This window comes from Mesorhizobium marinum (genome assembly GCF_040813675.1).
Classification (GTDB): domain Bacteria; phylum Pseudomonadota; class Alphaproteobacteria; order Rhizobiales; family Rhizobiaceae; genus Mesorhizobium_K; species Mesorhizobium_K marinum.
The window spans coordinates 170660-183198 of the sequence record NZ_JBFOCI010000003.1 but is presented as its reverse complement, the minus strand read 5'-3'; the positions used below and the strand labels follow the sequence as shown (position 1 = coordinate 183198).

Here is a 12539-nt window from a genome sequence, read left to right as displayed (position 1 = left end):
AACATCAGATTTGCTGATTGGTCGGCGCAGAAAAAGTCGTTGGTCTGCCCGCCGGCTGCCGGCCATCATCCGCCCGCAACGCGCGAGGACAGGAATGGCCACGATCTATGGAATGACCAACAGCGGCAACTGCTACAAGCCGCGCCTGCTGATGGCCAAGCTCGGCAGGCCGTTTCGGCACGTCGAGGTGGGTTCGGACGACAACGGCACCCGCTCGGCGGGCTTTGTCGCCAAGAATCCCAACGGCATGGTGCCCTTGCTCGAGATGGACGACGGGCGGCTGCTCGCCGAATCCAACGCGATCCTGCTGCACCTCGCCGAGGGCACGCGCTTCCTGCCGGCCGATGCCTACGAACGCGCGCTGGCCTACCAGTGGCTGTTCTTCGAACAGTACAGCCACGAGCCCTACATCGCCGTGCGGCGCGCCCTGCTGACCTTCCCGGAGCGCGCGCGGGACGCGACGCCGGAGCGGCTGGCGCTGACGCTCGATCGCGGCAACAAGGCCCTGCGGGTCATGGAGAAGCGGCTTTCCGAAAGCCCGTTCTTTGCCGGGAAGTCGATCAGCGTCGCCGACCTCGCGCTCTACGCCTACACGCATGTCGCCCATGAAGGCGGCTTCGATCTCGGCGGCCACCACGCCATCAATGCCTGGCTGCGCCGCGTCGAGGACGATCCGGGGCATGTGCCGATCGGCTGGCTGCCCGGCGCCGGCTGAGCGCGGGGCGGTAAGGACGGCGCAAACAAAAAGGCGGGGCAAAACCCCGCCTTCCGTTTCCAAGGTGGACTGACCGGTAGCATCCGGCCTGGGGCTGCAGCTATCTGCTGTTCAGCGTCCCGGGCCTTTTGCGGCCTCGCGCGCCACTGGCGCGGCCGTCAGTACATCCGTGACTTGCCTCGCGCTCCGCTCATGCGGGAGCGCGCGTATCAAGGTCAGTCAGCCTTGGACAGAGCGCCGGCAGCGGACTTGCCCGTGCGGCGATCCTGTTCGATCTCGAAGTTGATCTTCTGACCTTCGTTCAGGCTCTGCATTCCGGCCCGCTCGACAGCGGAGATGTGGACGAAGACGTCCGGTCCGCCGGCGTCCGGCTGGATGAAGCCGTAACCTTTGGTGGCGTTGAACCACTTCACGGTTCCAGTTGCCATTGATATTCCTCGTGTTTGCGACGTTGTAGGTTATCGAGACGCACGAATGCGCCGTTCGGTATCGAGATTTTGGAGATAGACGTCAGCAAACGCAAAGCGCGGGCCGCTGGATCGATCGGCCGAAAATTTCAACACACCGCATATAGGCAGGACTGTATGAAAACACAAGCCTCGGATTGCATTGTCGTTTTCGCGGCGGCTACTCCTTGCCGAGCTTGACGCCGTTGAGGCCGGCGACCACGTCGGACAGCATCGGCACGAAGTCGCCCGAACGGCCGGCCCCGGCGGCGAGCGCGAAGGAGTTGCGCACGGCCGCCCCGAGCGGGTTCGCGGCGCCCGACGCATTGGCGTAGCCGGACAGGTAGGTCAGGTCCTTCAGCGCATTGGCGATGGTGAAGCGGTGCGCGTTCGGGTCGCGCTCCAGCACCCAGGTGAAGAAGGTGCGGTAGAAGCCGCAGTCCATGCGGCCGTCGCGGATCACGCTGTCGAAGACTTCGGGGGTCAGCCCGGCCTTGGCGCCGAGCGTCAGCGCCTCGGAATAGAGCGCGGCATAGCCGAGCGAGACGAAGTTGTTGAGCAGCTTCATGGTGTGTCCGCTGCCGACCCGACCGGTGCGCACGATGCGGCCGGCGAACTTTTCGAGCACCGGCCGGACGCGCTCGAAGGCGGCGTCGTCGCCACCGGCCATGACGTCGAGCGTGCCGGCCTCGGCGTCCTTCGGCGTGCGCGACAGGGGCGCGTCGACGAGGGTGATGCCCTCGGCGGCGAGCACCGCCGCGAGCCGGATCGTCGAGGAGGGGTCGGAGGTCGAGCAGTCGACCACGACGAGCTCTCTGCCGGCCGAGGCGAGGCCGCCGGGACCGGTGAGGATCGCCTCGACCTGCGGGCTGCCGGTGACGCAGAGCACCACGATGTCGCTGGTGGCGGCGAGGTCGTGCAGGCTGGTCGCCTCGCGGGCGCCGAGGCTCTTGAGGTTCTCGACGGGCTCGCGGTTGCGGTGGCCCATGACGGTGAGCGGATGACCCTTGCGCAGGATGTTGCTGGCCATGCCGTGGCCCATGAGCCCGACGCCGACGAAACCCACCCGATCCAGTGCCATGCCGTCCTCCAATCCTGCCGCCGGCGGACCTTAGGCGTTTTCGCGGCGCGCGTCATCGCTTGGAGACGAGGCCGGCAGCGGGCTAGGATCGGGCGGGGACGAAACTCATGTCCCGCCGTGGCCGTATGTATGGTCCTGCCGGTGCGACGCTTGCGAGGAGACCACCCATGAAAGCAGTCCTGACAGCGCTGATCCTGGTGCTGGCGCCGGTCGAGGCGCTGGCGATCCAGCGCTACAACTCGAAGTCGATGAGCTGCGCCGAGATCAAGGGCATGCTGCGCGCCGAGGGCGCGGCGATCCTGCGCTGGCGCGGCCGCAGCGGCAACCAGCTCTACGGCCGCTTCGTGGCGCATGGCGGCTTCTGCGAATCCGGGACGCGGGCGGAGACGTCCTACGTGCCCTCGGCCGACCGCAAGTCCTGCCCGGTCTACGAGTGCAAGTACTGGAGCCCCGACGACGACTTCATCTTCCGCCGGCGCGGCGGCTGGAACTAGCAGCCGGCAGCGGGTCGCGGCGGCCGGGCCGGCATCTAGAAGGCGAACGACTGCTGCGGCGCGGGCGGCGGCCCGACGCGCACGCCCTCGAGCTCCAGCATGCGCTGCTTGGCGATCGACCCGCCCGGCGCCGAAAAGCCGCCGACCTTGCCGCCGGCGGCGAGCACCCGGTGGCACGGGATGATGAGCGGCACCGGGTTCGAGCCCATCGCCTGGCCGGTCTCGCGCGGCAGCCCGGCATGGCCGGCAAGCCGGGCGAGTTCGCCATAGGTTGTGGTCTCGCCGTAGCCGAGCCGGCGCGTCGCCGCGTAGATGGCGAGCCGGAAATCGTCGATGCCGGCAAGGTCGACCGGCACCGACGAGAAATCGACCGTCTCGCCGGCGGCATAGGCCCGGATGCCGTCGGCAAGCGCCGCCACCCAGGCCGGAACGGCGCTCCCCCCGGCAAGCGGCGCCGCACCGAGCCTTTCCAGCCGGCGCTCCACCGCGGCGCGGTCGTGCTGGAAGAGGTAGAGCCGGGTGAGGCCGGCGGCGCTCCACGCGAAGCCGGCAAAGCCGAGCGCGGTCTCGACCACCATCGAGCCGGCGGTTTGCAGGGCAGCTTCCTGGGCCGTTTCCTGGGAATGGGTCATGCGGGTCGCTCGCCTGTCGTACAAATCGGGAACATCATCGCATTTCCCCGGCAACCGCGCCACCCGAAACCCGCGCACGCGCTTCGCGTTTGCCCGCGGCGTCGGGCTGGTGTAAGCACGGCTCGGGGGGCGGGGACAACGAAACAAGCTCGAGCGTAGGTTTTGCCGGCAGCGAAAAACGGCCTTCTGATCGGACTGGTGCTGTGCGCCGGGTGGCTTGCGGGATGCTCGACCACGCGGCTCGACACGGCCATGCCCCGCATTTCGCCGATGTCCGAACTCGGCTCCGAATATGACGAGTCCGCCTCCAAGGAGGGCGCCGGCGTCGTGCTGCCCGACGAGGTGGCGGTGCTGCCGAGTTCCTATGCCGGGCCGACGCCTTCCGAGCAGAGCTACGTGCTGGCCTCGCTGCCGCCCAACGAGGGGCCGGCGCGCGACGTGTTTCCCGAGGCGCCCGAGCCGCGCGTGCCGGACCGGCCGGGCAAGGACATCGCCTGGGCTGCCCCCGACACGCCGCGCGGCGAGGTCGACCGGCTGATCGCCAAATACGCCGCCCATTACGAGGTGCCCGAAAGCCTGGTGCGCCGCGTCGTCAAGCGCGAGAGCAATTTCAACCCACGCGCCCGCAACGGCCCGTATTGGGGGCTGATGCAGATCCTGCCGCAGACCGCCAAGGGCATGGGCTACAAGGGCACCGCGCAGGGCCTGCTCGACGCCGAGACCAACCTGAAATACGCGGTGAAATACCTGCGCGGGGCCTATCTGGTGGCCGACGGCAACCACGACCAGGCGGTGCGCTTCTACGCGCGCGGCTATTATTACGACGCCAAGCGCAAGGGCCTGCTCGACGAAACCGGGCTCGGCCGCGACCGGAAGCGCAAGCGCATCGGCCAGAGCGCCTGACGCGGCGCGCGCGCCGGCGGGCTCGGCCGAAGCCGCGCAACATCGAATTTTCCTGAAACCGGACAGCGGCGACGTCATGACGTGTCGGGACGCTCCAGCACGTCGAAGGCGAGCCCGTGCAGGTCGTTCAGGATCCTGTGGACTTCGTGGGTGCGCCATTTGAGGGGGCGCTGGCCGGGCGGGCGGCCCGGCCGCAGCGGCCATGAGCGGCGCGTACGGCGTGAAGGGTTCTCGCTCTGCGCGCCTGCGGCGTCGCGGTTCTCGTCTTGCGCGCCTGTGACGTCGCGGTTTTTGTTTTGCGCGCCTGCGGCGTCGCGGCCCGTCTCCTTTCGCTGCCGCCAGCGGGCGAAGCGTCTTGCCTGCCGCGGCAGGTCGCCAAGAGCGGCGTCCAGTGCCTGAAGGCGGAGCGCGAGGCGGGTGGCGTCGAGCAGATCGTCGGGCGCGGGCGGGCGGCGGGGCGCGAGCGCGAACGGCGCGGCGATGCCCGGCAGCGAGATGCGCGGAACGCAGTTTGCGGTCGACCGCTTCGGCCTCGGGCGAAACGGCCTGATCGGATCGAGCAGCGGCAAGGCAAACGTGCGCGGCGCGTTGCGCGCGCCGGGCATGGAACCAGATGGCATGAGAATGCCGGTGCCGACGCCGTTGCGCAGGATTGTCGGGCGCGGCCTGGCCTTGCGTGGGCGCGCAAGCGGCACCACCAGCCCGCGCGCCATGACGATGATCAACCGCCGCATGGCGGATTCGGTCGGCCTGATCAGACGCAGGATCGCGCGGTGGAGATGGCGCGGCAGGGTGAACGCTGGTTCCACCTCCCCCTTGAGGGGAGGTCGGCGGTCGTCAGACTGCCGGGTGGGGGCAATTGCAGCGCCGCAACCCCCACCCGACGCTTCGCGTCGACCTCCCCACAAGGGGGAGGTGAAGGCGGCACCGCCGGCGACCTCCGCCATGGCGACAAGCGCCGCCAGGACGCGCTTCAGCGCCTCGCGGTTTCGCTCGATTGCCAGGTTCCAGTCCATCGCCGCCTCCTTTTAGGGCTGCGGGATTTTAAGGGGGGCGGGAGGAATGGGGATAAAGCGGAGGTGTGGAGGAAGTGGAAATCGTGAAAGTGGCTGGTTTTTGTGGGAGAAAGGATTTTGGGGGTGGGAAATCTATGCACGGATGGGAGCGGATTTCGGTTGTTTTGACGTGGTGCTCGGCGGGGCGGCGCTTTTTTCGAAGACGCGCCCGGCCCATTGCCTCCATTGGTTTAGAGGCACGAGCAACGTATGCGCCGACGTTCTGTGGAACGTCTTGCTGGCTAGCAGCTGCCCACAGCACAAGTATAATTCCGAATCATGACGCTACCGATGTCTCAAGGAATGCTGCGGACGAATCTTCGCGGCCAAATCCGCCAAACGCCGCTCCCAAAGTGGAAAGCTATGCTTCCGCTTTACGAAGCCGTGATGAACGCGTTCCAAGCGATACAGGAGTCGAGTGCGCATACCAAACATAAGATTGTAATCAGTGTCGAACGCGAGACAGGCCTTCTCGTGGATGAAAATCCTCCAATAGTTGGCTTCGAGATTTCAGACACTGGCGTGGGGTTTGACGACGCCAATTTTGATTCTTTCAACACCGCATTTTCGGATCATAAGGTCGATCGCGGTGGTAAAGGCCTTGGTCGCTTTATGTGGTTGAAGGCTTTTGATGAGGTCAACATCTCAAGCGTGTTCCGCGAAGATGACTCCGCTGATGAACCAACATACTGGAAGCGTGAGTTTCGATTTGACGTTGACTACGATCCCGATATGGGCTCGGCAACGCAAATTCAACCTCAACCTGTAGGTACAACTGTCCGTCTCTCAGGCTTTCGCAGCCCTTACAAGCAGGAATGCCCTGCTCAGTTAGAGCAACTTGCACAACGATTGGCCGAGCATTTCATACTTGTTCTAATGCAGGCGGACTGTCCCGACGTCGAAGTGCATGACCAGGGGACCAAAACATCGCTCAACGATTTTTTCCACGATCACTTTCGTGACGACACCACTTCTTCATCGTTCGATATTGGTGGAAGTATATTTACGATCAACGGTTTCCGTCTAACTGCCCCGCGCGCTTCTAAACATCGGTTGATTTACGCAGCGAATTCTAGGGGCGTGGTCACCGAGATGCTGGATCAGTTTGTGCCTAATTTGACGGGGCGTCTCTACGACCGTTCTGGCAAGTCGTTCGTCTACCTAGCTGTCGTCCAAGGAGCCTACTTGAACGAGAAGGTGAATAACTATCGAACCGACTTTGAGATCAAGGAAGAAATCGACGATGAAATCGGCTTTGGCCTTTTCAACCAAGAGATACGAAGGTCGGATATCAGGAAGAAAAGCATAGAATTTGCCGAAAACGACCTTAGTGAATTTATCAGCGGGATAAATGAAGCGAAGAAGCAGAAAATAATTCAGTACGTTCGTTCTGATGCTCCGCAATATAAGCCTATAGTGAAATATATCGATCAATTCATTGGCGAAATATCACCCAACCCAACTAAAATTGACATAGAGATAGCCCTTCATAAGGAGCTGCATCAGCGAGAGATCAGCTTAAAGAAGGAAGGCGCAAAGATACTAACCGAGGCGTCAAAACTCGACGACTACGAGGGTTACAGGCAGCGCCTTGCCGGGTTCATGGAGAAGTCTAATGAGCTAGGCGTTTCAGCGTTGGCCCAGTATGTAGCGCATCGCAAGATAATCCTTGAACTTTTTGAGAAAGCGGTTTCTCAAGAAAAGAAGACGGAGAGATATCCGTTAGAGGAAGCTGTTCACAAGATTATTTTTCCGCTGCGTTCAACCGACAAGGAAACGCTATATTCGCAGCAAAATCTCTGGATTATCGACGAACGACTTACCTATCATTCGTTTGTCGCCTCAGACAAACCTTTAAGCGGCTTAGAGGATTTCGATTCTGGATCCCGTAAGCGACCAGACCTATTTATCTTCGATCGGAAGATGGCGTTTACGGAAGGGCCCGATGAGGGGGCGCCAATTAACAGCATAGCGGTTGTCGAATTCAAGCGACCGCAAAGGGATGATTATAGCGATCCTGAGAACCCACTTAAGCAAGCTTTGGATCAGATAAACGAGATTAGACGAGGCCAGTTTAAAGCTGAGAATGGGAGACCAATCCCCGTAGCGAACGACAAAATTCCAGCGTTCGCGTATGTAATTTGCGATGTGACGCCCACGCTCAAAGAGGTGCTGATCGAGCGAGATTTGAACCCTACGCCTGATGGCCTAATGTTTTATGGGTATCACAAGAATTTTGGAATTTATTGTGAAGTAATAGACTATGGGAAACTGCTCTCCGACGCAAAACGGCGAAATCGAATATTCTTCGAGAGGTTAAATATTCTCAGCGGAGAATAATCTTCATATGTAGTGGGCCATGGCCGCTCCTGCGATTGAAGCGGGCGGATCATATCACTGAAGGCAGTGGGGACAGCGCCCCCTCAAGGGGGGAGATTGGACAATCGCGGAGGTTGCCGCGAAAATCCCCTCTCTTGCGATTTTTAACACTTAGCCGCCGCTTCGCTCTGGCTAAGGTGTTGAAATCGCTTTCTCCCCCGCAAGGGGGGAGATAAGGGCGTCGGCGTTTAGAAATACTCCTGCAGCGGCCTGACTTCCAGGCTACCTGACTTCAGCGCCGCGATCGCTTCCGCGACCGCCGCCATGCCTGACAGCGTGGTGTAGTACGGCACCTTCTGCATCAGCGTCGCGCGGCGCAGCGACTTGGAGTCGGAGACGGCCTTCTGGCCGTCGGTCGTGTTGAAGACGATCTGTTGGGGAAGATGGGCTGATCGCGGATCGGGTGCTGCCCCTCATCCGTCACTTCGTGACACCTTCTCCCCTTGAACGGGGAGAAGGAAGGCTGCTCCAGCAGTTGCCCCGACCCGTCCGCCCTCCTATCCTGCCTCGACACAACCCGTGGAGGCTCTGATGAACGTCAAGGAGATGGTGGCGGCGGCGAATGCGGTCGTGCCGAAGATTTCGCCCGACGAGGCCAGGAAACTGATGGCCGAGAAGAACGCGCTGGTGGTCGACGTGCGCGACGCGCCGGAGGTGCAGGCGAGCGGCAAGGTGAAGGGCGCGGTCAACGTCTCGCGCGGCATGCTCGATTTCCGCGCCGACCCGGAATCGCCCTACCACGACAAGGCGTTTGCAAAAGACCGCCCGGTGATCGTCTATTGCGCCTCGGGCGGCCGCGCCGCGCTTTCGGGCAAGCTGCTCAAGGATTTCGGCTACGGCGAGGTCTACAGCCTCGGCGGCTTCAAGGACTGGGCCGAGAGCGGCGGCGAAGTCGAGAAGTAGCGGCCTTCTCCCCTGCGATGGGGTTGTCGCGTGGACGTGTTCGACCCCCACTCCGGTTTGCTTCGCAAACCACCTCTCCCCCGGTCGACGGGGGAGAGGAAGGACGGCCGCAAGGCCTGGCGCTTTTCCTCTACCCCACCGGGGTGGGGGGAGAGGTGGCGAGCCCGCAGGGCGAGACGGAGTGGGGGAGCCTGGCGCTGCCTGACGCCCTCCCGTTCCGTCCGGCACCCCTCATCCGACCTCGCTTCGCTCGGCTCTCCCGCAAGGGGAGAAGGGAAGGGCGCGTTGCCTGCGGCAACCCCACCGGCGGCGTTGCGCGCCGAATTGCCGGGGACCCCGATTGCTCCGCAATCTCCCCGGCCTTCTCGGCCGACGATCGAGCCACTGGCTCGATCGGAAGATCGGTCTCGAAGCCCCTCGAGGGGGAGGTCAAGAGGCGCTCAAAAAATACTCCTGCAGGGGGCGCACTTCGAGGCTGCCGGCCTTGAGCGCGGCGATGGCCTCGGCGACGGCCGCCATGCCCGACAGCGTGGTGTAGTAGGGCACCTTCTGCATCAGGGTGGCGCGGCGCAGCGATTTGGAGTCCGACACCGCCTTCTGTCCGTCCGTCGTGTTGAAGACGATCTGCACCTGGCGGTTGCGGATGGCGTCCTCGATATGCGGGCGGCCCTCCAGCACCTTGTTGATCTTGTGCGCCTCGACGCCGTTTTCGGCGAGGAAGCGCTGCGTGCCGCCGGTGGCCAGCACCTTGAAGCCGAGCCGCGACAGCCGCTTGACCGCTGGCAGGATGCCCGGCTTGTCCTCGTCGCGCACCGACACGAACAGCGTGCCCGAGCGCGGCAGGTCGACATTCGCGCCGAGCTGGCTTTTCGCGAAGGCCAGCGCGAAATCGTGGTTGAGGCCCATCACCTCGCCGGTCGACTTCATCTCCGGGCCGAGCAGGATGTCGACGCCGGGGAAGCGCGCGAAGGGGAAGACGGCTTCCTTGACCGCGATGTGGCCGGGGTTCTTCGGGTCGGGCTTCGGGCCGTAGTGGGAAAAGGCGTCGTCCAGGCTCTCGCCGGCCATGATGCGCGCCGCGATCTTGGCGATCGGCGAGCCGATCGTCTTGGCGACGAAGGGCACGGTGCGGCTGGCGCGCGGGTTGACCTCGAGCACGTAGATGACGCCGTCCTTGATGGCGTACTGCACGTTCATCAGGCCGCCGACGTCGAGCGCGCGCGCCATCGCCGCGGTCTGGCGCTCCAGCTCCTCGACGGTCTCGGCCGACAGCGAGTGCACCGGCAGCGAGCAGGCGCTGTCGCCCGAATGGATGCCGGCCTCCTCGATGTGCTCCATGATGCCGGAGACGAAGGTGTCGCGGCCGTCGCACAGGCAGTCGACGTCGACCTCGATGGCGCCCGAGAGATAGGTGTCGAACAGAAGCGGGTTCTTGCCCAACAGCGTGTTGATCTGGCCGGTCTTGTCGTTGGGGTATTTCTGCTTGATGTCCTCGGGAACCAGGCCGGGCACGGTGTCGAGCAGGTAGGTCTGCAGCTGGCCCTCGTCGTGGATGATCTGCATGGCGCGGCCGCCGAGCACGTAGGACGGCCTGACGACGAGCGGGAAGCCGAGCTCGGAGGCGACGGTGCGCGCCTGCTCGACCGACCAGGCGATGCCGTTCTTCGGCTGCGTCAGGCTGAGGCGGTGCAGCAGCTTCTGGAAGCGGTCGCGGTCCTCGGCGAGGTCGATCATGTCGGGCGACGTGCCGAGGATCGGGATGCCGGCCTTTTCGAGCGCGTCGGCGAGCTTCAGCGGCGTCTGTCCGCCGAACTGCACGATGACGCCCAGGAGCTCGCCCGACGCCTGCTCGGCGCGCAGGATCTCCAGCACGTCCTCCGCCGTCAGCGGCTCGAAATAGAGCCGGTCCGAGGTGTCGTAGTCGGTCGACACGGTCTCGGGGTTGCAGTTGACCATGATCGCCTCGTAGCCGGCGTCGCGCAGCGCGAACGCGGCATGGCAGCAGCAATAGTCGAACTCGATGCCCTGGCCGATGCGGTTGGGTCCGCCGCCGAGGATGACCACCTTCCTGCGCGCCGAGACCTCGGCCTCCGAGCGCAGCGCGCCGGCGAACGGCGTCTCGTAGGAGGAGTACATGTAGGCGGTGGGCGAGGCGAATTCGGCCGCGCAGGTGTCGATGCGCTTGTAGACCGGATGCACGTCGAGCCGGTCGCGGTGGGCGGCGACGAACTCCGCGCCCTTGCCCGAGAGCGAGCCGAGGCGGGCGTCGGAGAAGCCCATCGACTTCAGCATGCGCAGGTTTTCGGCGTCGGAAGGCAGGCCGTGCTCGCGCACGCGCTCCTCCATGGCGATGATGCCCGCGATCTGCTCGAGGAACCACGGGTCGATGCGGCACATCGAATGCACCTCGTCGAGCGAGGTGCCCATGCGGATCGCCTGCGCCACCATGCGCAGCCGGTCGGGGGTGGGGGTGCCGAGCGCCGCGCGGATGGCGTTCTTGCCCTCGGGGCCGTCGGCTCCGGGAATCTCGATCTCGTCGAGGCCGGTCAGGCCGGTCTCGAGGCCGCGCAGGGCCTTCTGCAGCGATTCCTGGAAGGTGCGGCCGATCGCCATCACCTCGCCGACCGACTTCATGGCGGTGGTGAGCACCGGCGACGCGCCCGGGAACTTTTCGAAGGCGAAGCGCGGGATCTTCGTGACCACGTAGTCGATGGTCGGCTCGAAGGAGGCCGGCGTCGCGCCGCCGGTGATGTCGTTCTCCAGCTCGTCCAGCGTGTAGCCGACCGCGAGCTTGGCCGCGACCTTGGCGATCGGGAAGCCGGTGGCTTTCGATGCAAGCGCCGACGAGCGCGACACGCGCGGGTTCATCTCGATGACGACGAGGCGGCCGTCGGCCGGGTTGACCGCGAACTGCACGTTGGAGCCGCCGGTCTCCACCCCGATCTCGCGCAACACCGCGATCGAGGCGTTGCGCATCATCTGGTATTCCTTGTCGGTGAGCGTCAGCGCCGGCGCCACCGTGATGCTGTCGCCGGTGTGCACGCCCATCGGGTCGAGGTTCTCGATCGAGCAGATGATGATGCAGTTGTCCGCCTTGTCGCGGACGACCTCCATCTCGTACTCCTTCCAGCCGAGCACGCTTTCCTCGATCAGCACTTCGGTGGTGGGCGAGGCGTCGAGGCCGCTGGCCACGATGTCGAAGAACTCCTGCCGGTTGTAGGCGATGCCGCCGCCGGTGCCGCCCATGGTGAAGGACGGGCGGATGATGGCGGGCAGGCCGACATGGTCGAGCGCCTGGGCGGCAACCGCCATGGCGTGGCCGATATAGCGCTGCTTGCGGTCGCCCTCGCCGAGGTTCCACTGCGTCTCCAGCGCGTCGAGCGCGGCGTCCATGTCGGCGATGTCGGACGCCTTCAGGCTGGCGCGCTCGGCCTCGTGGCGGTTGCGGTCCTCTTCCTTGACGGAGGACGCGTTGGCGAGCATCGAGCGCGGCGTCTCGAGCCCGATCTTGGCCATCGCCTCGCGAAACAGCGAACGGTCCTCGGCCTTGTCGATGGCGTGCGCGTCGGCGCCGATCATCTCGACATTGTAGCGGTCGAGCACGCCCATGCGCCGCAGCGACAGCGCGGTGTTGAGCGCCGTCTGGCCGCCCATGGTGGGCAGAAGCGCGTCGGGCCGCTCCTTGGCGATGATCTTTGCCACCACTTCAGGCGTGATCGGCTCGATATAGGTGGCGTCGGCGAGCTCCGGATCGGTCATGATGGTGGCCGGGTTGGAGTTCACCAGGATGACGCGGAACCCTTCCTCCTTCAGCGCCTTGCAGGCCTGGGTGCCGGAATAGTCGAACTCGCAGGCCTGGCCGATGACGATGGGGCCGGCCCCGATGATCAGGATCGACTTGATGTCGGTGCGTCTTGGCATGGGGCGTCCG

At 64.3% G+C, this 12539-nt stretch carries 10 protein-coding genes and 1 pseudogene; 5 read left to right on the top strand and 6 right to left on the bottom strand.

From position 1 onward, the window contains the following. Positions 1-94: 94 nt before the first annotated feature. Positions 95-715 carry a glutathione S-transferase family protein gene (locus ABUE31_RS11725; protein ID WP_367723786.1) on the top strand — a complete coding sequence of 207 codons (621 nt, stop codon included), beginning with the start codon at positions 95-97 and terminating at the stop codon, positions 713-715. Positions 716-930: 215 nt separating this feature from the next. Here the strand turns inward: ABUE31_RS11725 and ABUE31_RS11720 are convergent, their stop codons facing one another. Further along, positions 931-1143: a cold-shock protein gene (locus ABUE31_RS11720; RefSeq protein ID WP_367723785.1), complete on the bottom strand. Its 213-nt coding sequence runs from the start codon at positions 1141-1143 to the stop codon at positions 931-933. A 199-nt stretch (positions 1144-1342) separates the two neighbouring features. Continuing rightward, on the bottom strand, positions 1343-2242 hold the full coding sequence (locus ABUE31_RS11715) for an NAD(P)-dependent oxidoreductase (protein WP_367723784.1): 900 nt from the start codon (positions 2240-2242) through the stop codon (positions 1343-1345). A gap of 167 nt (positions 2243-2409) precedes the next feature. Between ABUE31_RS11715 and ABUE31_RS11710 the strand changes: the two genes are divergently transcribed. Next, positions 2410-2736 carry a hypothetical protein gene (locus tag ABUE31_RS11710; RefSeq protein ID WP_367723783.1) on the top strand — a complete coding sequence of 109 codons (327 nt, stop codon included), beginning with the start codon at positions 2410-2412 and terminating at the stop codon, positions 2734-2736. Between the two features lie 35 nt (positions 2737-2771). Here the strand turns inward: ABUE31_RS11710 and ABUE31_RS11705 are convergent, their stop codons facing one another. Beyond that, entirely contained in the window at positions 2772-3368 is a 597-nt protein-coding gene (locus tag ABUE31_RS11705; RefSeq protein ID WP_367723782.1) for a methylated-DNA--[protein]-cysteine S-methyltransferase, read from the bottom strand. 162 nt (positions 3369-3530) lie between these two features. Between ABUE31_RS11705 and ABUE31_RS11700 the strand changes: the two genes are divergently transcribed. After that, the gene (locus tag ABUE31_RS11700; RefSeq protein WP_367723781.1) at positions 3531-4271 is read left to right on the top strand and encodes a transglycosylase SLT domain-containing protein; all 741 of its coding nucleotides are present in this window, start codon (positions 3531-3533) and stop codon (positions 4269-4271) included. A gap of 74 nt (positions 4272-4345) precedes the next feature. Here the strand turns inward: ABUE31_RS11700 and ABUE31_RS11695 are convergent, their stop codons facing one another. Then, positions 4346-5287: a hypothetical protein gene (locus ABUE31_RS11695; protein WP_367723780.1), complete on the bottom strand. Its 942-nt coding sequence runs from the start codon at positions 5285-5287 to the stop codon at positions 4346-4348. A 318-nt stretch (positions 5288-5605) separates the two neighbouring features. On the opposite strand from ABUE31_RS11695, the gene ABUE31_RS11690 reads away from it, so the two are divergent. Beyond that, positions 5606-7666 carry an ATP-binding protein gene (locus ABUE31_RS11690; protein WP_367723779.1) on the top strand — a complete coding sequence of 687 codons (2061 nt, stop codon included), beginning with the start codon at positions 5606-5608 and terminating at the stop codon, positions 7664-7666. A 227-nt stretch (positions 7667-7893) separates the two neighbouring features. Here the strand turns inward: ABUE31_RS11690 and ABUE31_RS22820 are convergent. Beyond that, positions 7894-8079, bottom strand: a pseudogene (locus tag ABUE31_RS22820) (hypothetical protein); the annotation flags it as partial. A gap of 157 nt (positions 8080-8236) precedes the next feature. On the opposite strand from ABUE31_RS22820, the gene ABUE31_RS11685 reads away from it, so the two are divergent. Further along, positions 8237-8608: a rhodanese-like domain-containing protein gene (locus ABUE31_RS11685; protein WP_367723778.1), complete on the top strand. Its 372-nt coding sequence runs from the start codon at positions 8237-8239 to the stop codon at positions 8606-8608. A gap of 429 nt (positions 8609-9037) precedes the next feature. On the opposite strand, the gene carB is transcribed toward ABUE31_RS11685, so the two are convergent. Continuing rightward, positions 9038-12529, bottom strand: coding sequence for a carbamoyl-phosphate synthase large subunit (carB, locus tag ABUE31_RS11680; protein ID WP_367723777.1), 3492 nt, complete (start codon positions 12527-12529; stop codon positions 9038-9040). Between the last annotated feature and the right edge of the window lie 10 nt (positions 12530-12539).